The following is an 18,148-nucleotide window of genomic DNA, read 5'->3' on the forward strand; positions in this document are numbered from 1 at the left end:
GTGCACACCTATGCCCGTACCCGATCTGTTCCGCGACGGCCTGGCCCGCGGCTGGAAAACCCACAATGGCGCCGCACTCGACAGCGACCTGACGCTGGAAGCCGATGTGGTGATCATCGGCAGCGGTGCCGGCGGAGGCACCACTGCCGAAATCCTCAGCGCCGCCGGCTACAAGGTGCTGCTGATCGAAGAGGGCCCGCTCAAGACCAGCAGCGACTTCAAGCTGCTCGAAGACGAGGCCTACGCCAGCCTGTACCAGGAAGGCATTGGCCGCATGAGCAAAGACGGCGCGATAACCATCCTGCAGGGCCGGGCGGTGGGCGGCACCACATTGATCAACTGGACCTCCAGCTTCCGAACGCCGGACGCCACCCTCACCCACTGGGCCAGTGAGTACGCGGTAAAAGGCCACAGCAGCGCCGAGATGGCGCCGTGGTTCGAGAAGATGGAACAGCGCCTGGGCATCGCCCCGTGGGCCATGCCACCGAATGCCAACAATGATGTGATCCGCAAAGGCTGCGAAAAGCTCGGTTACAGCTGGCACGTGATCCCACGCAACGTGCGCGGCTGTTTCAACCTGGGGTATTGCGGCATGGGTTGCCCGGTCAACGCCAAGCAGTCGATGCTGGTGACTACCATTCCGTCCACCCTGGAAAAGGGCGGCGAACTGCTGTATCTCGCCCGCGCAGAACGGCTCAAGTACAGCGGCGACACCATCAGCAGCCTGGAATGCGTGGCCATGTACGAGCGTTGCGTCGCGCCCACCGGTCGCAAGATAACCGTCAAGGCCAGGCATTACGTGCTGTCGGGCGGCGGCATCAACAGCCCGGCGCTGCTGATGCGTTCGGACGCGCCCGACCCGCATTCGCGCGTGGGCAAGCGCACGTTCCTGCATCTGGTGAATTTCTCTGCCGGGCAGTTTGACGAGGTGATCAACCCGTTCTACGGCGCGCCGCAGTCAATTTATTCCGATCACTTCCAGTGGCTGGACGGCACCACCGGCAAAATGTCCTACAAGCTGGAGGCACCGCCCTTGCACCCTGGGTTGGCCAGCACACTATTCGGCGGTTACGGCACCGGCAACGCGCTGGATATGAGCCAGTTGCCCCATACCCACGCCATGCTTGCCCTTTTACGCGATGGCTTTCATCCCGACAGCCCTGGCGGCACGGTGGAATTACGCGGTGACGGTACGCCGGTTCTCGATTACGCAGTATCGCCCTACGCCTGGGACGGCCTGCGCCGAGCCTTCCACAGCATGGCCGAGATCCAGTTCGCGGCGGGCGCCAAGTCGGTCAAGCCGTTGCATCACGACGCGCGTTACGTCAGCACCCTGGCCGAGGCACGCAGCCTGATCGACGGCCTGAGCCTGGAACTGCATCGAACCACCCTGGGCAGCGCCCACGTGATGGGCGGTTGCGCCATGGGCGAAGACCCGAAAAACGCCGTGGCTGACAGCCTCGGTCGCCATCACCAGTTGCGCAATCTGTCGATCCACGATGGCTCGTTATTCCCCACCAGCATTGGGGCCAACCCGCAATTGTCGGTGTATGGATTAACCGCGCAACTGGCGACAGCGTTGGCCGAACGTCTGAAAACAGCGTGAAAAAACAGGTTATTCGCGGTGTCTATAGTGCTTTCTTCTGCATAAGTTGACTTGGCCGACCGGGATGGCTGCGATACCATCCGGTTCCCCAACGGACTCCGCCAGGACGACGCGATGAACCGAGTGTTGTACCCAGGTACCTTCGACCCGATTACCAAAGGCCATGGCGATCTGGTCGAACGCGCCTCTCGCCTGTTCGACCATGTGATCATCGCGGTCGCTGCCAGCCCCAAGAAAAACCCGCTGTTTCCCCTGGAACAGCGCGTGGAGCTGGCGCGTGAGGTCACCAAACACCTGCCTAATGTGGAAGTGGTGGGTTTTTCAACGCTGCTGGCACACTTCGCCAAAGAGCAGAACGCCAATGTGTTCCTGCGTGGCCTGCGTGCGGTGTCGGACTTCGAATACGAATTCCAGCTGGCCAACATGAACCGCCAATTGGCGCCGGACGTGGAAAGCCTGTTCCTCACGCCGTCGGAGCGTTATTCGTTCATTTCCTCGACGTTGGTCCGTGAAATCGCCGCTTTGGGCGGAGATATCACCAAGTTCGTACACCCGGCTGTGGCGGATGCGCTGACACTGCGCTTCAAGAAATAATTTCTGAAGCGCGGGCTTGTCTGTGCAAAGCCTGGTTTGCCAATGCTGAGCCCGGTTTGTCTGTGCTGAGCCTGGCTTATCTGTGCTGAGCGGGCTTATTGTGGCGAGCGGGCTTGCCCCGCGTTGGGCTGCGAAGCAGCCCCAATAAACCCACCGCATAGTTTCAGCCAAAACACGGCGGCCTGTTTTCAGGGCCGCTTCGCAGCCCAACGCGGGGCAAGCCCGCTCGCCACAAAAGGCACGGAGCTCGCCACAACAGGCGCGCCGCTCCCCACAACAAGCCCAGCGATCGCCACAGCTCGCACTGCGGGCGCCAATGCGGCACAATTGCGCGCATTCGTTTTCAGATGCCCTGGCTGACAGCCCTGGCAGGAGTTTCCATGTCCCTGATCATCACCGACGATTGCATCAACTGCGACGTCTGCGAACCTGAGTGCCCGAACGCTGCGATTTCCCAGGGTGAAGAGATCTACGTGATCGACCCCAACCTGTGCACCCAATGTGTCGGCCACTACGACGAGCCTCAGTGCCAGCAAGTGTGCCCGGTGGATTGCATTCCGCTGGATGAAGCACACCCTGAGACTGAAGAGCAGTTGATGGAGAAGTACCGGAAGATTACCGGTAAGGCCTGAGACTCTGTGGCGCCCATCCGGACCTCATCGCAGGCAAGCCAGCTCCCACATTTAAACGTGTGAATACGGTCAAGTGTGGGAGCTGGCTTGCCTGCGATGGCGGCATCAGCCCCTCACACAACACTCAGCTCTGGCACTTAGGGCAAAACACACTCGCCCGCTGCCCCAACACCACATTGCGCAACTCGCTGCCGCAGACCTTGCACGCCTCGCCGCCCCGGCCGTAGACGAACAGTTCCTGCTGAAAATACCCCGGCTGCCCGTCACCGCCGATAAAGTCCCGCAATGTGGTGCCGCCACGCTCGATGGCGGCGGCCAGCACACGCTTGATCTCAACTGCCAGCTTCAAGTAACGCCCGCGTGAAATGCCACCGGCGGCGCGACGCGGATCAATCCCGGCGGCAAACAGCGCTTCGGTCGCATAGATATTGCCCACGCCCACCACCACCGCGTTGTCCATGATGAACGGCTTCACCGCCACGGACTTGCCGCGGGACAGCTGGAACAGCCGCTCGCCGTCAAACAGGTCAGTCAACGGCTCCGGCCCCAGGCGAATCAGCAATTCGTGGTTGTGCGGGTCCTGGCTCCAGAGCATCGCGCCGAAGCGCCGTGGGTCGGTGTAGCGCAGCGCCATTCCCGACTCCAGCTCGATGTCCACATGCTCATGCTTGAGCGCGGGCGAACCGGCTTCCACCAGCCGCAGGTTGCCCGACATGCCCAAGTGGCTGATCAAAGTGCCCACTTCGGCATTGATCAACAGGTACTTGGCCCGCCGCTCCACCAGCACGATGCGCTGCCCGGACAGGCGCACATCCAGGTCTTCCGGGATCGGCCAGCGCAGGCGCCGCTCACGCACCACCACACGGCTGACGCGCTGGCCTTCCAGGTGCGGCGCAATCCCGCGCCGGGTGGTTTCGACTTCTGGTAACTCGGGCATGTGTACCTCGTGAAAAAAGGGTCAGTGCGCGCCCAGTTCGCGGATCGACAACTTCATGCTTTCGAAGTCGTAGTCCGACAGGCCCACGTAATCCAGCACCAGATGGCCGATGGCATTCCACTCATGGTCCACGGCCTGGTTACCCAGCACGCGACAGGACGAACAGATGTGCTCAGCCATTTTCAGGATGGCCAACAGGTTTTTAAGTTGCGGCGTGCGCGACGACTCATCGCTGAAAATCGCCAACGCGTTGTGGTGGTTGGCGATCGCGTCGGTCACATGCTCCGGCAGGCGCCAGGATTTGGCGGTGTAGTAGCCGACCACGGCATGGTTGGTGTTGAACGCGTTGTTCTCGGTGTCGACCACGCGGCAATCGGGCCCGGCATTGGCGTAGGCCTGCTCCAGCACCGTCATGTAATTGGGGAACCGCTTGAGCATCAACGGCACGCCGCAATCGTGGAACAGCCCCAGGGCATAAGCCTCGTCCACCGCCTGCGAGCCGGTGCGCTTGGCCAGGGTCAGGCAGGTCATGGCCACATCCTGGGCGGTGTCCCAGAAGCGGTTGAGGGTGACAATGGTGTCGTCGCTCATCTCGCCTTTGATCGACTGTGCGTTGATCAAGTTGATGATCGAACGGCTGCCCAGCAGGTTCACCGCGCGCTGGATCGAGGCAATCTTGTTGCTCAGGCCGTAATACGGCGAGTTGACGATCTTCAGCAATGCGCCGGACAGGCCCGGGTCCTGGGAGATCAACCGCGCGATCACTTCCAGGTCCGGGTCGGGCATGTACTGCTCCATCTGCAAATCCACCATGATTTGCGGTTGAGGCGGCACGCTGATGCCTTGCAGGGCCTGTTGGATCTGTTCGGCGGAAAGCTCTTGGGACATAAGTACACACTCTGGGCTAGGCGGCGATTCTAACCCTTATGAAGACTTGACCGACACCCAAATGCCGAACTGAAACCGCTCCCACATGTCCGGCGGCGCCGCGAATTCATGCACAACACGGTATACTCCCGCTCTTTTTTCCGGAGCGACGTCATGTCCCTGCCAAGCCTGCGTCTCAAAGCCAACGCCGATCGTCGTTTGCGCAACGGCCACCTGTGGGTCTACAGCAACGAAATCGACGTGGCCGCCACCCCACTTCACGGCTTCCAGGCAGGCGACCAGGCTATCCTGGAAGCGGCCGGCGGCAAGACCCTGGGCATCGTGGCCATGAGCCCGAACAACCTGATCTGCGCACGCCTGCTGTCGCGCGACATCAAGTTGCCATTGGACAAGTCGCTGCTGGTGCACCGCATCAATGTGGCCCTGTCGCTGCGTGATCGCCTGTTCGACAAGCCGTTCTACCGTCTGGTGTACGGCGACTCCGACCTGCTGCCGGGCTTGGTAGTTGACCGTTTCGGCGACATCCTGGTCGTCCAGATCGCTTCGGCGACCATGGAAGCCCACAAAGAAGACGTGATCGCCGCCCTGACCCAAGTGCTCAAGCCAAGCGGCATCCTGTTCAAGAACGACTCCGCCGCGCGCGACGCCGAAGGCCTCAACCGCTACGTTGAAACCGTGTTCGGCCTGGTGCCGGAGTGGGTCGCGCTGGAAGAGAACGGCGTGAAATTCGAAGCCCCGGTAATCCAGGGCCAGAAGACCGGCTGGTTCTACGACCACCGCATGAACCGCGCCCGCCTGGCGCCGTATGCCAAAGGCAAACGCGTGCTGGACCTTTACAGCTACATCGGTGGCTGGGGCGTGCAGGCCGCAGCCTTCGGCGCCAGTGAAGTGTTCTGCGTCGACGCCTCCGCCTTCGCCCTCGACGGCGTGGAGCGCAACGCTGCGCTGAACGGCGTTGCCGAGAAGATGACCTGCATCGAAGGCGATGTGTTCGAAGCCCTCAAAGAGCTGAAAGCCAGCGAAGAACGCTTCGACGTGATCGTGGCCGACCCACCGGCTTTCATCAAACGCAAAAAAGACATGAAAAACGGCGAAGGCGCCTACCGCCGCCTGAACGAGCAAGCCATGCGCCTGCTCAGCAAGGACGGCATCCTGGTCAGCGCATCCTGCTCGATGCACTTGCCGGAAGACGACCTGCAAAACATCCTGCTGACCAGCGCCCGTCACCTGGACCGCAATATCCAGATGCTCGAACGCGGCGGCCAGGGCCCGGATCACCCGGTGCACCCGGCGATTGCCGAAACGCGCTACATCAAGAGCATTACGTGCCGGTTGTTGCCCAATAGCTGATTGAACGCGGGGTAAATGTGGGAGCGGGCTTGCTCGCGAAAGCGGCAAGTCAGTCGATGAATGAGTTGACTGACACTACGTATTCGCGAGCAAGCCCGCTCCCACATTTTGGTTTGTGGTGTGTCAGGGCAACTTTCCTATCACCGCAAACCACAACAATTCGGGAACCGTCCTTCAACGGTTTTGATTGAATTCCACATTTCGCAGACTAGTATCGGTTTCTGGAATTACTCCGGAAAACAAAAACAATGTCTGGGCCCTACCTCTCCCGCTTCATCCTCATCACCTGCATTTCCCTGATCAGCTTTTTCCCTATCAACATTCTGCTGCCCTCGTTTCCCGCACTGGCTGCCAGGTTCGACACACCTACCGCAGAAATCGCACTGTCGATCAGTCTGTTCACGCTGGTGTTTTCAGTGTCCCAATTGATTGCCGGCCCACTGTCGGATAAATGGGGCCGCAAGGAAGTCCTGCTCGGTTGCATCACGCTGTCGATCCTTGGTGCGATAGGTTGCGCATTATCGACGGACTACCTGAGCTTCCTGCTGTTTCGCTCGGTCCAGGCCATGGGTTGCGGCTTCTTCGTACTGGGCCACGCGTTAGTGGAAGACCTGTTCGAAGAACAGGATCGAGCCCGTGTGCGCCTCTACTACATGACCCTGAGCGGCTCGTTCGTCGCCTTGTCACCGCTGATCGGCTCCTGGTTGCAAACCACCTTCGATTGGCAGGGTAGTTTCTATGGATTCGCACTGATGGCGTTGGGGATGTTGATCCATGCGTTCTGCATACTGCCCTCCAAGTCCGCCAGCCCGCACCGCACGCCGGTTTCGATCATCGGCACGCTGAAAGATGTCGCGACCAATCGCGACTTCCTGCGTTACTGGTGGATCGCCGCGTTGGTGTTCGCCTGCTACTTCGCCTTGATCAGCGTGACACCGTTGATTTTCATGGACTCGTTGAAACTCTCCGAATACCAGTACGCACTGGTACTCATGGTGTATGGCGTGGCCTATCTGCTCGGTGGCTTGGCGGCGTCGTATCTTCAAAAACGCATCTCGCTGTCCCGGCAAATCAACATCGGCCTTGGATTGCTGCTTATCGCAGGCGTGCTTCTGATGCTGATCGTCGGTCTTGGAGCCATCACCACCATCACCCTGCTGATCCCGATGCTGATCAGCGCCCTGGCCGTAACTCTGGTTCGCCCCGCCGCGATTTCCGCCGCCATGTTGCTGTTCTCCAGCAGCGCCGGCACCGCCGCCTCGGCCGGCAACAGCATCATGTTCATCACCGCTGCCGTCAGCAGCGCCGCCCTCGCCCAAGCCGGGGCCAACCTGCTGATGACCATCGCCATCAGCTTCATCGTGCTCAGCGTTTGGGGCGTGATGACGAACGCGCGGGTCGGCCGCTGACCATGAAACTTGCACACCCACACGTCTCGTAAGCGCTATCTACACGCTGGCGGCCATTCCCTCCGGCCGCCAGCGGTGTAGAATCGACCCTATTCATCGCCAGTCATCCCCCGGCGGGTTTATGAGCTCGAGGCCCAAGCACGCGGCGATCCCGCGACGCGAGTGGCAACGTTTGGACACACGGCCATTTTCTGAGTGTTCCAGACGTCAATAGAAGCTCACTTCCCTTTAGTACTTGATTAGCCGCCCGGAGTGCTCCATGCCTGATTACCGCTCGAAAACATCCACCCACGGCCGCAACATGGCCGGCGCGCGCGCACTGTGGCGTGCCACGGGGATGAAAGATGACGACTTCAAAAAGCCGATCATCGCGATTGCCAACTCGTTCACCCAGTTCGTACCCGGCCACGTCCACCTCAAGGACCTGGGCCAACTGGTCGCCCGCGAGATCGAACGCGCCGGCGGCGTGGCCAAAGAATTCAACACCATCGCCGTGGATGACGGCATCGCCATGGGCCATGACGGCATGCTGTATTCGCTGCCGAGCCGCGAGATCATCGCCGACTCCGTGGAATACATGGTCAACGCCCACTGCGCCGACGCCATCGTGTGCATCTCCAACTGCGACAAAATCACCCCCGGCATGCTGATGGCCTCCCTGCGCCTGAACATCCCGGTGATCTTCGTCTCCGGCGGCCCAATGGAAGCCGGCAAGACCAAGCTCGCCTCCCACGGCCTCGACCTGGTGGATGCCATGGTGATCGCCGCCGATTCCAGCGCGTCTGACGAGAAAGTCGCGGAATACGAGCGCAGCGCCTGCCCGACCTGCGGCTCGTGCTCCGGCATGTTCACCGCCAACTCGATGAACTGCCTGGTCGAAGCCCTGGGCCTGGCCTTGCCGGGCAACGGTTCCACGCTGGCCACCCACAGCGACCGCGAGCAGCTGTTCCTGCAGGCTGGCCGCACCATCGTCGAGCTGTGCAAGCGTTACTACACCGACAACGATGAGTCGGTGCTGCCGCGCAACATCGCCAACTTCAAGGCGTTCGAAAACGCCATGACCCTGGACATCGCCATGGGCGGTTCCACCAACACCATCCTGCACTTGCTGGCCGCCGCCCAGGAAGCCGAGATCGATTTCGACCTGCGCGACATCGACCGTCTGTCCCGGCACGTGCCGCAACTGTGCAAAGTCGCGCCGAACATCCAGAAATACCACATGGAAGACGTGCACCGCGCCGGCGGGATCTTCTCGATCCTCGGCTCGCTGGCCCGTGGCGGCCTGCTGCACACCGACCTGCCGACCGTGCACAGCACGAGCATGGCCGAAGGCATCGCCAAGTGGGACATCACCCAGACCACCGACCAAGCCGTGCATCACTTCTTCAAGGCAGGCCCGGCCGGCATCCCGACGCAAACGGCGTTCAGCCAGTCCACCCGTTGGGACACCCTCGATGACGACCGTGAAAACGGCTGCATCCGCAGTGTCGAGCACGCCTACTCGCAAGAAGGCGGCCTGGCCGTGCTGTACGGCAACATCGCACTGGATGGCTGCGTGGTGAAAACCGCCGGTGTGGATGAATCCATCCACGTGTTCGAAGGCAACGCCAAGATCTTCGAAAGCCAGGACAGCGCCGTGCGCGGCATCCTCGCCGACGAAGTAAAGGCCGGCGACATCGTGATCATCCGCTACGAAGGCCCGAAAGGCGGCCCGGGCATGCAAGAGATGCTCTACCCGACGTCGTACCTGAAATCCAAAGGCCTGGGCAAAGCCTGCGCCCTGCTCACCGACGGCCGTTTCTCCGGCGGCACCTCGGGCCTGTCCATCGGCCACGCTTCGCCAGAAGCCGCTGCCGGCGGCGCGATTGGCCTGGTGCAGGACGGCGACAAAGTGCTGATCGACATTCCGAACCGCTCGATCAATCTGTTGATCAGCGACGAAGAACTGGCCGCCCGCCGGGTTGAGCAGGACAAGAAAGGCTGGAAACCGGTCGAGAAGCGTCCGCGCAAGGTCACCACTGCGTTGAAGGCTTACGCCTTGCTGGCCACCAGCGCCGACAAAGGCGCTGTGCGTAACAAAGCGATGCTCGACGGCCTGTAAGCCTCGCGCATAAAAATGCCCCGCCACGTGCGGGGCATTTTTTTGTCTGGATAAACCCTTCAGCAGTAAGCCGAGTTCCAACATGAGCATGCGGTCGAATGTGGGAGCTGGCTTGCCTGCGATAGCGGTGGGCCAGCCGACTCATGTACTGCCTGACACACCGCCTTCGCGGGCAAGCCCGCTCCCACAGTTGATCGGGTTCCAACATGAGCATGCGGTCAAATGTGGGAGCTGGCTTGCCTGCGATCGCGGTGGGCCAGCCGACTCATGTACTGCCTGACACACCGCCTTCGCGAGCAAGCCCGCTCCCACAGTGGATCGGGTCCCACCTTAAGAATGCGGTCGAATGTGGGAGCTGGCTTGCCTGCGATAGCGGTGGGCCAGCCGACTCTTGTACTGCCTGACACACCGCCTTCGCGGGCAAGCCCGCTCCCACAGTTGATCGGGTTCCAACTTAAGCATGCGGTCGAATGTGGGAGCTGGCTTGCCTGCGATAGCGGTGGGCCCGCCAACTCATGTACTGCCTGACGCACCGCCTTCGCGGGCAAGCCCGCTCCCACAGTTGATCGGGTTCCAACTTAAGCATGCGGTCGAATGGGGGAGCTGGCTTGCCTGCGATAGCGGCGGGCCAGCCGACTCACGCACTGCCTGACACACCGCCTTCGCGGGCAAGCCCGCTCCCACAGGTGACCGAGTTCCACCATGAGCATGCGGTCAAAATGTGGGAGCGGGCTTGCTCGCGAAAGCAGGCGACTCGGTCTTACTGAATCTCGTCCGGCTTGACGATCACCCAGTTCTTGTCCGCCGTCACCGGCAGCCCTTCCTTGGCCTGGGCCGCCGCGTGTTTGGCCATCATGCCGTTGAGTTGAGTCATGTATTTATCCTTGCGGTTGATCCACAGGTGGACGCCGCCCTTGGCCACGTCCACATCGTGGAACAGCATGTAACCGTCGCTGGTGGGGGTGTCGCCGCCCACGATCACCGGTTTTTTCCACTCATCGATGTAGGTGAGGATCGCTGCGTGCTTGCCGGCCATCCAGGTCGCCGGGGTCCACAGGTACGGGGTCAGCTCCAGGCCGAGGTTGGCCTTCTCGTCATACTTGCCGGCGGCGATCTGCTTACGCGCGGTGGTCAGCTCGCCGGTCTTGCGATCCTTGAGCAAGGTGCTCACGCCGATGACGTTCTCGGGTTTGATGTTGTAGCCGTACTTCGGATCGGCGGCGACCATGCGCACCAACTCCTCGGACGCGGCGGTCATCACATACACCTCGATGCCGTTTTCCATCAGCTTGTTGAACAGCTCAGCCTGGCCGGTGAAGACTTTCGGCGGCTGCACGTCCATGGTCTTGACCACGTCACCGTCGTAATAGGTGACCGGCACCGGCTTGCCCGACGCCATCATCTCGTCGACATAGCCCTTGAGCTCCTTGAGGGTGAAGCCGGAGAAAATCTGCGCAACCCACGGGTAGCAGACCATGTCGTCCACTTCGCAGAGTCGGTAGTAGTAGCTGAACAGGCTTTCCTTGTGGTCGGCGGTGTCTTTGAACGGAATCAGCTTGAGGGACGGGTCCATGGTGTCGCGGGTGATCAGGCCTTTGTTCTCAAGGTACGGCAGCAGGGACTCTTCGAGGTCGTAGCGGTAACTGGTGTTGTCCATGTCGAACACCGCGAAGTTACCCTTGTTGGCGTTGGCGGCGATCATCTTGTTCAGTTGCTCGGCGGCAGGCGCCGGCCAGTGCTTCAACTCGGTGGCGGCAAATGCCTGGCTGGCGAGGCCCAAGCAGAAGGCGGCGGCCAGTAGTGTTGGCGCGAACTTCATAAGCGATTTCTCCCTGAGTGAAAGACATCGACGCTAACAAATCTGTGTGACAGTTATCGCCCGAGCACGACCGCTTGCGTCGTGATTGCGCCAAGGGCGTGTGCCTGAACGTCAAAGGCTTATTCCAAAAACGACAGTCACCATTCCATATCGGTATTAAATCAATATATTTCAAGCTGTTAGGCTTTCCGGTTCGCAATCGCAGGCTCACGCGATTGGCTGCCTTCTCAACGGAGCTTCAATGAATCTGCCCCTGATTCTCAACGTACTGGTGTTCGTGGCCCTGCTTTTGGGCCTGGCACAAACCCGCCGCACACACTGGAGCCTCGCCAAGAAGGTTCTGTTCGCGCTGGTGCTCGGCGTGCTGTTCGGCGCGGCGTTGCACACGATTTATGGCGACGGCAACCCGGTGCTCAAAGCCTCGATCAGCTGGTTTGATCTGGTCGGCAATGGTTACGTGCAGTTGCTGCAAATGATCGTGATCCCGCTGGTATTCGCCTCGATCCTCAGCGCCGTGGCGCGTCTGCATAACGCCTCGTCCCTGGGCAAGATCAGCTTCCTGACCATCGGTACGCTGCTGTTCACCACGGCAATTGCGGCGCTGATCGGTATCGGCCTGACCAACCTGTTCGGCCTTACCGCAGAAGGCCTGGTGGCCGGCACCCAGGAAATGGCGCGCCTGCAAGTGATCCAGAGTGATTACGCAGGCAAGGTCGCCGACCTGAATATTCCGCAGCTGCTGCTGTCGTTCGTGCCAGCCAATCCGTTTGCCGACCTGGCCCGGGCCAAGCCGACGTCGATCATCAGCGTGGTGATTTTTGCTGCGTTTCTCGGGGTTGCCGCACTGCAACTGCTCAAGGACGACGTGGAAAAAGGCCAGAAAGTGCTCAACGCCATCGACACCCTGCAAGCCTGGGTGATGCGCCTGGTGCGCCTGGTGATGAAGCTGACGCCCTACGGCGTACTGGCGCTGATGACCAAAGTGGTCGCCGGCTCCAACCTGCAAGACATCATCAAACTCGGCAGTTTTGTGGTGGTGTCGTACCTGGCGCTGGGCCTGATGTTTGTGGTGCACGGCCTGCTGCTGTCGCTGGCCGGGGTCAACCCGCTGCGCTTCTTCCGCAAGGTGTGGCCAGTGCTGACCTTTGCCTTCACCAGCCGCTCCAGCGCAGCCGCCATCCCGCTGAGCATTGAAGCGCAGACCCGCCGCCTGGGTATCCCGCAATCGATTGCCGGTTTCGCCGCCTCGTTTGGCGCGACCATCGGCCAGAACGGTTGCGCCGGTCTCTACCCGGCCATGCTCGCGGTGATGGTTGCACCGACCGTGGGCATCAACCCGCTCGACCCGCTGTGGATCGCGACGCTGGTCGCCATCGTGACCTTGAGTTCAGCCGGTGTAGCCGGTGTTGGCGGCGGCGCGACCTTTGCCGCGCTGATCGTACTGCCGGCGATGGGCTTGCCGGTGTCACTGGTGGCGCTGCTGATTTCCGTGGAGCCGCTGATCGACATGGGCCGTACGGCGCTGAACGTGAACGGTTCGATGACGGCGGGCGCGATTACCAGCCAGATCATGGGACAGACGGATAAAGCGTTGCTCAATGCCGATGAGCATGCGGAGTTAGCGCAGGCCTGATAGACCGCTATCGGGGGCAAGCCCCCTCCCACACTTGATCGCGTTCACTCGGTCAACTGTGGGAGGGGGCTTGCCCCCGATGCTTTTAGGCTTTTTCCCAGACTTCGAAGTTGTACGCGGGCTTATCGCCCTCGGCCGGGTTCTCGACATTCGACACCAGCTTCCACTGGTTCAGATCAAACTCGGGAAACCACGCGTCCCCGTCCGGGCTCAACGCAACCCGCGTCAGATACAGGCGATCCGCCTGCTCCAACCCTTGCGCATACAACTGCGCACCGCCGATCAGCATCAGCTCATCCACGCCCTGCTCCAGCGCCCAGGCCTCGGCCCGTTCCACCGCCGCAGCCAGCGACGGAAAAACTTCCGCACCTTCAAGCGCCAGATCGGTCTGACGGCTGACCACGATATTCAAGCGCCCCGGCAGCGGTCGGCCCAGCGAATCCCAGGTCTTGCGCCCCATGATGATCGGCTTGCCGAGCGTGGTGGCCTTGAAATATTTGAAATCCCCCGGCAAATGCCAGGGCATGCTGTTGTCGACGCCGATCACGCGGTTTTCACCGAGGGCTGCGATCAGGCTTAAAGGGAGAGTTTTTTTCATGGCGACGAGAATACCAGAGCTGCGAGTCAGCGGTTATGCTCCAACCTCACTTGCTCAACAGGACGGCGCGTGACTGCTCTGACTCCCCTGCACACCCTTTGGCTGACAGAAACCGTGCGCCTGCGTGAAGAACACGCCGGCCCACTCGAAGACCTGGAAGCCAACCGCTTGGCCCGCACGGCCGGTGGCGACTTGCCGACGCGCATCCAGGCGCGCGCCCTGCACTTGGCCGAACGCGACGGATTGACCGCCGCCCTCACCCGCTGGCTGCAAGGCGCCCGTTTGGCGCTGGTGCTGTTGGCCGTGGTCGCGGTGATCAGTGGCGCCGGCCTGGCGTTTGCCGCGCTGGGTAACGGCCTGACTCCGGTGAATGTGTTCTGGGCGCTGGGCAGTCTGCTCGGCTTGAACCTGATTCTGCTGCTGAGCTGGGCCTTGGGCCTGGCGTTTGCCGGCGAGCACAGCGCCAGCCTCGGCCGCCTGTGGCTGTGGCTCAGCGAAAAATTCGCGCGTGATGCCAAGGCAGCTCAGCTGGCGCCGGCACTGCTGCTGTTGCTGCAACGCCACAAACTCAATCGCTGGGCAGTGGGTGTGCTGGTCAACAGCCTGTGGTTGCTGGCATTGCTCAGTGCCATGGTGATTTTGCTGACACTGCTGGCCACCCGGCGCTACGGTTTTGTGTGGGAAACCACCATCCTGGGCGCCGACACCTTTGTCGCCGTCACCCAAGCCTTCGGCAGCCTGCCCGCGCTGCTGGGCTTTAACGTGCCGACCGTCGACATGATCCGCGCCAGCGGCGACTCCGCCCTGAATATCGAAAGCGCACGCCAAGCCTGGGCCGCCTGGCTGGTCGGCGTGCTGCTGGTCTACGGCCTGCTGCCGCGGTTGATCCTCGCGCTGCTGTGCCTGTGGCGCTGGAAACGCGGGCGCGCCGCCTTGCGCCTGGACCTCAACCTGCCCGGCTACAGCTCATTGCGCGAACGCCTGATGCCAAGCAGCGAACGGCTCGGTGTCAACGATGCAGCGCCTGAACAGCTGCACCAGGTCAGCGGTGGCGTCAGCGAACTGCAGAGCGACGGCGCCCTGCTGGTGGCCATCGAACTCGACGATCAACACCCGTGGCCGCCCAAATTACCGGCGAGCATCAAAAACGCCGGCATTCTGGACAGCCGCGAATCGCGCAACAAACTGCTGGAACAGCTCACGCGCTTCCCACCCGCACGCCTGGCCATCGCCTGCGACCCTCGTCGCTCGCCTGACCGGGGCAGCCTGGCGCTGATCGCCGAACTGGCACGCAGCGCCACGGCCACCCGCGTGTGGCTGCTGCAGGCACCGCCCGGCCAGGCGCTGGACGCCGAGCGCCTTGGCGATTGGCACGCCGCGTTGCACCAACTCGAACTGCCCTTCGCCGACTGCGCGCCGCTCACATGGCTGGAGACCGGTCATGACTAAACCGCTGAAACTGGCCGTGGTCGGCCACACCAACGTCGGCAAGACGTCGCTTTTGCGCACGCTGACCCGTGACGTCGGCTTCGGCGAAGTCTCTCATCGCCCCAGCACCACGCGGCATGTGGAAGGCGCGCGGTTGTCGGTCGACGGCGAAGCCTTGCTGGAGCTGTACGACACGCCCGGCCTGGAAGACGCAATCGCCCTGCTCGACTACCTGGAGCGCCTGGATCGCCCCGGCGAGCGCTTGGACGGCCCGGCACGCCTGGCGCGTTTCTTGGAAGGCAGCGAGGCGCGCCAGCGTTTCGAACAGGAGGCCAAGGTTTTGCGCCAACTGCTGGCCTGCGACGCCGGCCTGTATGTGATCGACGCTCGCGAGCCGGTGCTGGCCAAGTACCGCGACGAGCTGCAAGTGCTGGCCAGTTGCGGCAAGCCGCTGCTGCCGGTGCTCAACTTCGTCAGCAGCAGCGACCACCGCGAACCCGACTGGCGCGAAGCCCTGGCCCGCCTGGGCCTGCATGCGCTGGTGCGGTTCGACAGCGTCGCGCCGCCGGAAGACGGGGAGCGCCGCCTGTATGAAAGCCTGGCCCTGCTGCTGGAGAATGCGCGGCCGCAGCTGGAACGGCTGATCCTTGATCAGCAAGCCCAGCGCCAGGCCCGCCAGCAGAGCGCCGCGCGGTTGATCGCCGAATTGTTGATCGACTGCGCCGCGTGCCGGCGCAGCGTGGTCACCGAGGATGAACAGCAAGCCATCGGCGATTTACGCAAGGCCGTGCGCCAGCGCGAACAAAAATGCGTGGAAGCCCTGCTCAAACTTTTCGGCTTTCGCCCGCAGGACGCCACCGCCAGCGACTTGCCGCTGCTCGACGGCCGTTGGGGCGATGACCTGTTCAACCCCGAAACCCTCAAACAACTTGGCGTGCGCGTCGGCGGCGGGATCGCCGCAGGCGCGGCCGCCGGGGCCGGCGTGGATTTGCTGGTTGGCGGCCTGACCCTGGGCGCCGCCGCGATTGCCGGTGCGATTGCCGGCGGTGCGCTGCAAACCGCGCGCAGCTACGGCAGCCGTCTGCTGGGCAAGATCAAGGGCCATCGTGAGCTGACCGTCGACGACAGCGTGCTGCGCCTGCTCGCCTTGCGCCAGCGCCAGTTGCTCAAGGCCCTGAACCTGCGTGGCCATGCAGCGATGCACAGCATCAAGGTCGACACGCCTCAGGACAAAACCTGGCGCGAGGGCAAGCTGCCGGACGCGCTGCATAAAGCCCGCGCGCACCCGCAATGGTCGTCCCTCAACCCTCACGCCAAACTCAGCCAGGCCGAGCGCCAGGAACAGGTCGAGGCGCTGGCCCTGCGCCTGGATGAACGCTAAGCCGCAAGCAGTTGCCGGGCCTTGGCCTTCAATATCTCAAGGTCCAGCACCGGCACATGCATGTCCTTGGCCTGCTCATCCCAGTGGCGCATGCGCAGGCTCACCGAACAAAGCGGGTCCTGCTCGAACGCCTGGGCTTCTTCGGCGCTCATCACGCCGCCCTGGTAACTCAGGGTTCGGCGGCTGGCTTCGCTCAAGCGGGCGTAATAGGCCGGCTGGCTGAAGGTCAGGTAACGCTTGGCCTGCACGTGATACTCCACCAGCCTGGCCATGCGTTCGCTGAACCCTGCGCGGCGCAAATAATCCGCGCCCAGCCGCTCGTGGCTGACCACGCCGTAACCGCCCATGTTCTCGTCGGCCTGGCCGCAGAGGTGCCCGATGTCGTGGAAAAACGCCGCCAGCACCACTTCATCGTCAAAGCCCTCAGCCATGGCCAACTGTGCGGCCTGGGACATGTGTTCGATCTGCGACACCGGCTCGCCGATGTAGTCCGCCGTGCCATGCTGCTCGTACAAGCCGAAGAGTTCGGCAATCGCCTGTTCCGGGTTCATCACGTCTCACCCCACACTGTGCTGATGTTTCGTTCGGCCATCGCCGGCCCGACGCTCATCCCCACGCCGGTGTGCATCAACGCCGCGCTCACGCCCGGTGCTACGCGCAGGAACGAAAACGGCCCCGGTCCACGCGCGCCATACACGCCCTGCCAGCGCTCCACCACCTGAGCCTTGCAACCCAGGGTCTGCTGCGCCAGTTCGATCATCCAGTCATCGACCTGCTCGGTATTGAACGGCGAGGCATCACGGCCGTAGTCGTGGGAATCACCGATGATCAGTTCGCCATAAGGCGTCGGGCTGATCAGCAAGTGAATGCCGTGTGCATGCAAATGCGGTGCATCGCGCAGGATTTGCGCCTGCACGGGCGCCGCTTCCGGCAAATCGGCGAAGGCGCCGTAATGCACACAACTGAGGCCTGTGAGCAACGCGTGTTGCAGGTTCAGGTTGACGGCTGGGCGGGCGCGCAGCATTTGCAGGCGACAGACACTCGGGTTGAGTTCGGCGATCGATTCCGCCAGCAGGGTTTGGTAGTCGTGGCCGGAGCACACGATGACCTGCTCGCCACGAAAGCTCCCCGCCGTGGTGTGCACGTGGCCGGGCTCAACGTCGCGCACCAGCGTGGAGAAATGAAACTCCACCTTCAATTCGCTGCGAAGGTAGTTGATCAGCGCCGGAATCGCTTCGCGCGAATACAACTGCTGATCGTCTTTGCCATGCAGCGCGGCGCGGTGATGGCGGAACTGGCCGCCATATAGATCCTTCATCGCCGCGCCTTGCAGCAGTTCGACGTTGTAGCCGTAAGCCTGCGCACGACCGGCGCAAAAAGCTTCCAACAGCTGTTCCTCCGCCTCTGTACGCGCAAACAGGTATGAGCCCTTGCGCTTGAGCTGCAGGCCGGCGACCTGCGCCCAATGCCCCCAGATATCACGGCTTTGCAGGGCCAGGTCGAGCATCGGCCCCGGCGGTTGGCCGGTGACCAGCGCCTGGCCAAAGTTGCGCACAGAGGCGCCGAGCGGCGTGGCGCTGCGCTCGAATACCTTGACCTTGAGGCCGCGTTTGGCGGCGGCGTAGGCGTGGGACAGGCCGAGGATGCCGGCGCCGATGATGAGCAGGTCGCTGTGTTGTGTCATGAAGAAATGTCCTGAATTCGAAGCCGTTATCGCCGGCAAGCCAGCTCCCACATTTTGATTTGTGAACACCGTCAAATGTGGGAGCTGG

Annotated in this window: 15 protein-coding genes; 9 read left to right on the plus strand and 6 right to left on the minus strand. The window is 62.1% G+C overall.

Annotation, left to right across the window (positions count from 1 at the left end; all coding sequences use genetic code 11):
- Positions 1–10: 10 nt before the first annotated feature.
- The 3 genes from AB5I78_RS27615 to AB5I78_RS27625 all read left to right on the plus strand — a co-directional run bounded on the left by AB5I78_RS27615 (position 11) and on the right by AB5I78_RS27625 (position 2,832).
- Entirely contained in the window at positions 11–1,606 is a 1,596-nt protein-coding gene (locus tag AB5I78_RS27615) for a GMC family oxidoreductase N-terminal domain-containing protein (protein WP_369301946.1), read from the plus strand.
- A 114-nt stretch (positions 1,607–1,720) separates the two neighbouring features.
- Positions 1,721–2,200: a pantetheine-phosphate adenylyltransferase gene (coaD, locus tag AB5I78_RS27620; protein ID WP_003176711.1), complete on the plus strand. Its 480-nt coding sequence runs from the start codon at positions 1,721–1,723 to the stop codon at positions 2,198–2,200.
- Positions 2,201–2,580: 380 nt separating this feature from the next.
- Positions 2,581–2,832 carry a YfhL family 4Fe-4S dicluster ferredoxin gene (locus AB5I78_RS27625; RefSeq protein WP_003195146.1) on the plus strand — a complete coding sequence of 84 codons (252 nt, stop codon included), beginning with the start codon at positions 2,581–2,583 and terminating at the stop codon, positions 2,830–2,832.
- Positions 2,833–2,956: 124 nt separating this feature from the next.
- Here the strand turns inward: AB5I78_RS27625 and mutM are convergent, their stop codons facing one another.
- Together mutM and AB5I78_RS27635 are read right to left on the minus strand one after the other, a co-directional pair.
- A complete protein-coding gene (gene mutM / locus AB5I78_RS27630) occupies positions 2,957–3,769 on the minus strand; it encodes a bifunctional DNA-formamidopyrimidine glycosylase/DNA-(apurinic or apyrimidinic site) lyase (RefSeq protein WP_369301945.1) in 813 nt (270 codons plus the stop codon).
- 21 nt (positions 3,770–3,790) lie between these two features.
- Positions 3,791–4,603, minus strand: a complete 813-nt coding sequence (locus AB5I78_RS27635) for an HDOD domain-containing protein (RefSeq protein ID WP_262206628.1) — start codon at positions 4,601–4,603, stop codon at positions 3,791–3,793.
- A gap of 207 nt (positions 4,604–4,810) precedes the next feature.
- Here AB5I78_RS27635 and AB5I78_RS27640 point away from each other — a divergent pair, with 207 nt between their 5' ends.
- The 3 genes from AB5I78_RS27640 to ilvD all read left to right on the plus strand — a co-directional run bounded on the left by AB5I78_RS27640 (position 4,811) and on the right by ilvD (position 9,517).
- Entirely contained in the window at positions 4,811–6,007 is a 1,197-nt protein-coding gene (locus tag AB5I78_RS27640) for a class I SAM-dependent rRNA methyltransferase (RefSeq protein ID WP_003213799.1), read from the plus strand.
- 248 nt (positions 6,008–6,255) lie between these two features.
- Positions 6,256–7,416 carry an MFS transporter gene (locus tag AB5I78_RS27645; protein WP_242199808.1) on the plus strand — a complete coding sequence of 387 codons (1,161 nt, stop codon included), beginning with the start codon at positions 6,256–6,258 and terminating at the stop codon, positions 7,414–7,416.
- A 259-nt stretch (positions 7,417–7,675) separates the two neighbouring features.
- A complete protein-coding gene (ilvD, locus tag AB5I78_RS27650; protein ID WP_369301944.1) occupies positions 7,676–9,517 on the plus strand; it encodes a dihydroxy-acid dehydratase in 1,842 nt (613 codons plus the stop codon).
- A 760-nt stretch (positions 9,518–10,277) separates the two neighbouring features.
- Here ilvD and AB5I78_RS27655 read toward each other — a convergent pair.
- Positions 10,278–11,336, minus strand: coding sequence for a haloacid dehalogenase-like hydrolase (locus AB5I78_RS27655; protein WP_369301943.1), 1,059 nt, complete (start codon positions 11,334–11,336; stop codon positions 10,278–10,280).
- Between the two features lie 241 nt (positions 11,337–11,577).
- Here AB5I78_RS27655 and AB5I78_RS27660 point away from each other — a divergent pair, with 241 nt between their 5' ends.
- Positions 11,578–12,969, plus strand: a complete 1,392-nt coding sequence (locus AB5I78_RS27660) for an L-cystine transporter (RefSeq protein ID WP_145157785.1) — start codon at positions 11,578–11,580, stop codon at positions 12,967–12,969.
- Positions 12,970–13,054: 85 nt separating this feature from the next.
- Here the strand turns inward: AB5I78_RS27660 and AB5I78_RS27665 are convergent, their stop codons facing one another.
- On the minus strand, positions 13,055–13,567 hold the full coding sequence (locus tag AB5I78_RS27665; RefSeq protein WP_369301942.1) for a dihydrofolate reductase: 513 nt from the start codon (positions 13,565–13,567) through the stop codon (positions 13,055–13,057).
- A 69-nt stretch (positions 13,568–13,636) separates the two neighbouring features.
- Between AB5I78_RS27665 and AB5I78_RS27670 the strand changes: the two genes are divergently transcribed.
- Together AB5I78_RS27670 and AB5I78_RS27675 are read left to right on the plus strand one after the other, a co-directional pair.
- Positions 13,637–15,016, plus strand: coding sequence for a DUF2868 domain-containing protein (locus tag AB5I78_RS27670; RefSeq protein ID WP_369301941.1), 1,380 nt, complete (start codon positions 13,637–13,639; stop codon positions 15,014–15,016).
- A complete protein-coding gene (locus AB5I78_RS27675) occupies positions 15,009–16,376 on the plus strand; it encodes a GTPase/DUF3482 domain-containing protein (protein ID WP_369301940.1) in 1,368 nt (455 codons plus the stop codon). Before AB5I78_RS27670 ends, AB5I78_RS27675 begins: the two co-directional genes overlap by 8 nt.
- On the opposite strand, the gene AB5I78_RS27680 is transcribed toward AB5I78_RS27675, so the two are convergent.
- Together AB5I78_RS27680 and AB5I78_RS27685 are read right to left on the minus strand one after the other, a co-directional pair.
- A complete protein-coding gene (locus AB5I78_RS27680) occupies positions 16,373–16,927 on the minus strand; it encodes a phosphonate degradation HD-domain oxygenase (protein WP_369301939.1) in 555 nt (184 codons plus the stop codon). The two genes, AB5I78_RS27675 and AB5I78_RS27680, sit on opposite strands and share 4 nt — an antisense overlap.
- On the minus strand, positions 16,927–18,060 hold the full coding sequence (locus AB5I78_RS27685) for a TIGR03364 family FAD-dependent oxidoreductase (protein ID WP_369301938.1): 1,134 nt from the start codon (positions 18,058–18,060) through the stop codon (positions 16,927–16,929). The genes AB5I78_RS27680 and AB5I78_RS27685 overlap by 1 nt, the downstream gene beginning before the upstream one ends.
- Positions 18,061–18,148: the final 88 nt, after the last annotated feature.

The organism is Pseudomonas sp. N2-3-1-14 (assembly GCF_041228395.1).
Taxonomy (GTDB): Bacteria; Pseudomonadota; Gammaproteobacteria; order Pseudomonadales; family Pseudomonadaceae; genus Aquipseudomonas.

What these genes read in the sequence shown, in the direction of transcription:
- AB5I78_RS27615 (WP_369301946.1), top strand. Translation starts at nt 11, where the DNA reads ATGCCCGTACCCGATCTGTTCCGCGACGGCCTGGCCCGCGGCTGGAAA.
- coaD (WP_003176711.1), top strand. Translation starts at nt 1,721, where the DNA reads ATGAACCGAGTGTTGTACCCAGGTACCTTCGACCCGATTACCAAAGGC.
- AB5I78_RS27625 (WP_003195146.1), top strand. Translation starts at nt 2,581, where the DNA reads ATGTCCCTGATCATCACCGACGATTGCATCAACTGCGACGTCTGCGAA.
- mutM (WP_369301945.1), bottom strand. Translation starts at nt 3,769, where the DNA reads ATGCCCGAGTTACCAGAAGTCGAAACCACCCGGCGCGGGATTGCGCCG.
- AB5I78_RS27640 (WP_003213799.1), top strand. Translation starts at nt 4,811, where the DNA reads ATGTCCCTGCCAAGCCTGCGTCTCAAAGCCAACGCCGATCGTCGTTTG.
- AB5I78_RS27645 (WP_242199808.1), top strand. Translation starts at nt 6,256, where the DNA reads ATGTCTGGGCCCTACCTCTCCCGCTTCATCCTCATCACCTGCATTTCC.
- ilvD (WP_369301944.1), top strand. Translation starts at nt 7,676, where the DNA reads ATGCCTGATTACCGCTCGAAAACATCCACCCACGGCCGCAACATGGCC.
- AB5I78_RS27655 (WP_369301943.1), bottom strand. Translation starts at nt 11,336, where the DNA reads ATGAAGTTCGCGCCAACACTACTGGCCGCCGCCTTCTGCTTGGGCCTC.
- AB5I78_RS27660 (WP_145157785.1), top strand. Translation starts at nt 11,578, where the DNA reads ATGAATCTGCCCCTGATTCTCAACGTACTGGTGTTCGTGGCCCTGCTT.
- AB5I78_RS27665 (WP_369301942.1), bottom strand. Translation starts at nt 13,567, where the DNA reads ATGAAAAAAACTCTCCCTTTAAGCCTGATCGCAGCCCTCGGTGAAAAC.
- AB5I78_RS27675 (WP_369301940.1), top strand. Translation starts at nt 15,009, where the DNA reads ATGACTAAACCGCTGAAACTGGCCGTGGTCGGCCACACCAACGTCGGC.
- AB5I78_RS27680 (WP_369301939.1), bottom strand. Translation starts at nt 16,927, where the DNA reads ATGAACCCGGAACAGGCGATTGCCGAACTCTTCGGCTTGTACGAGCAG.
- AB5I78_RS27685 (WP_369301938.1), bottom strand. Translation starts at nt 18,060, where the DNA reads ATGACACAACACAGCGACCTGCTCATCATCGGCGCCGGCATCCTCGGC.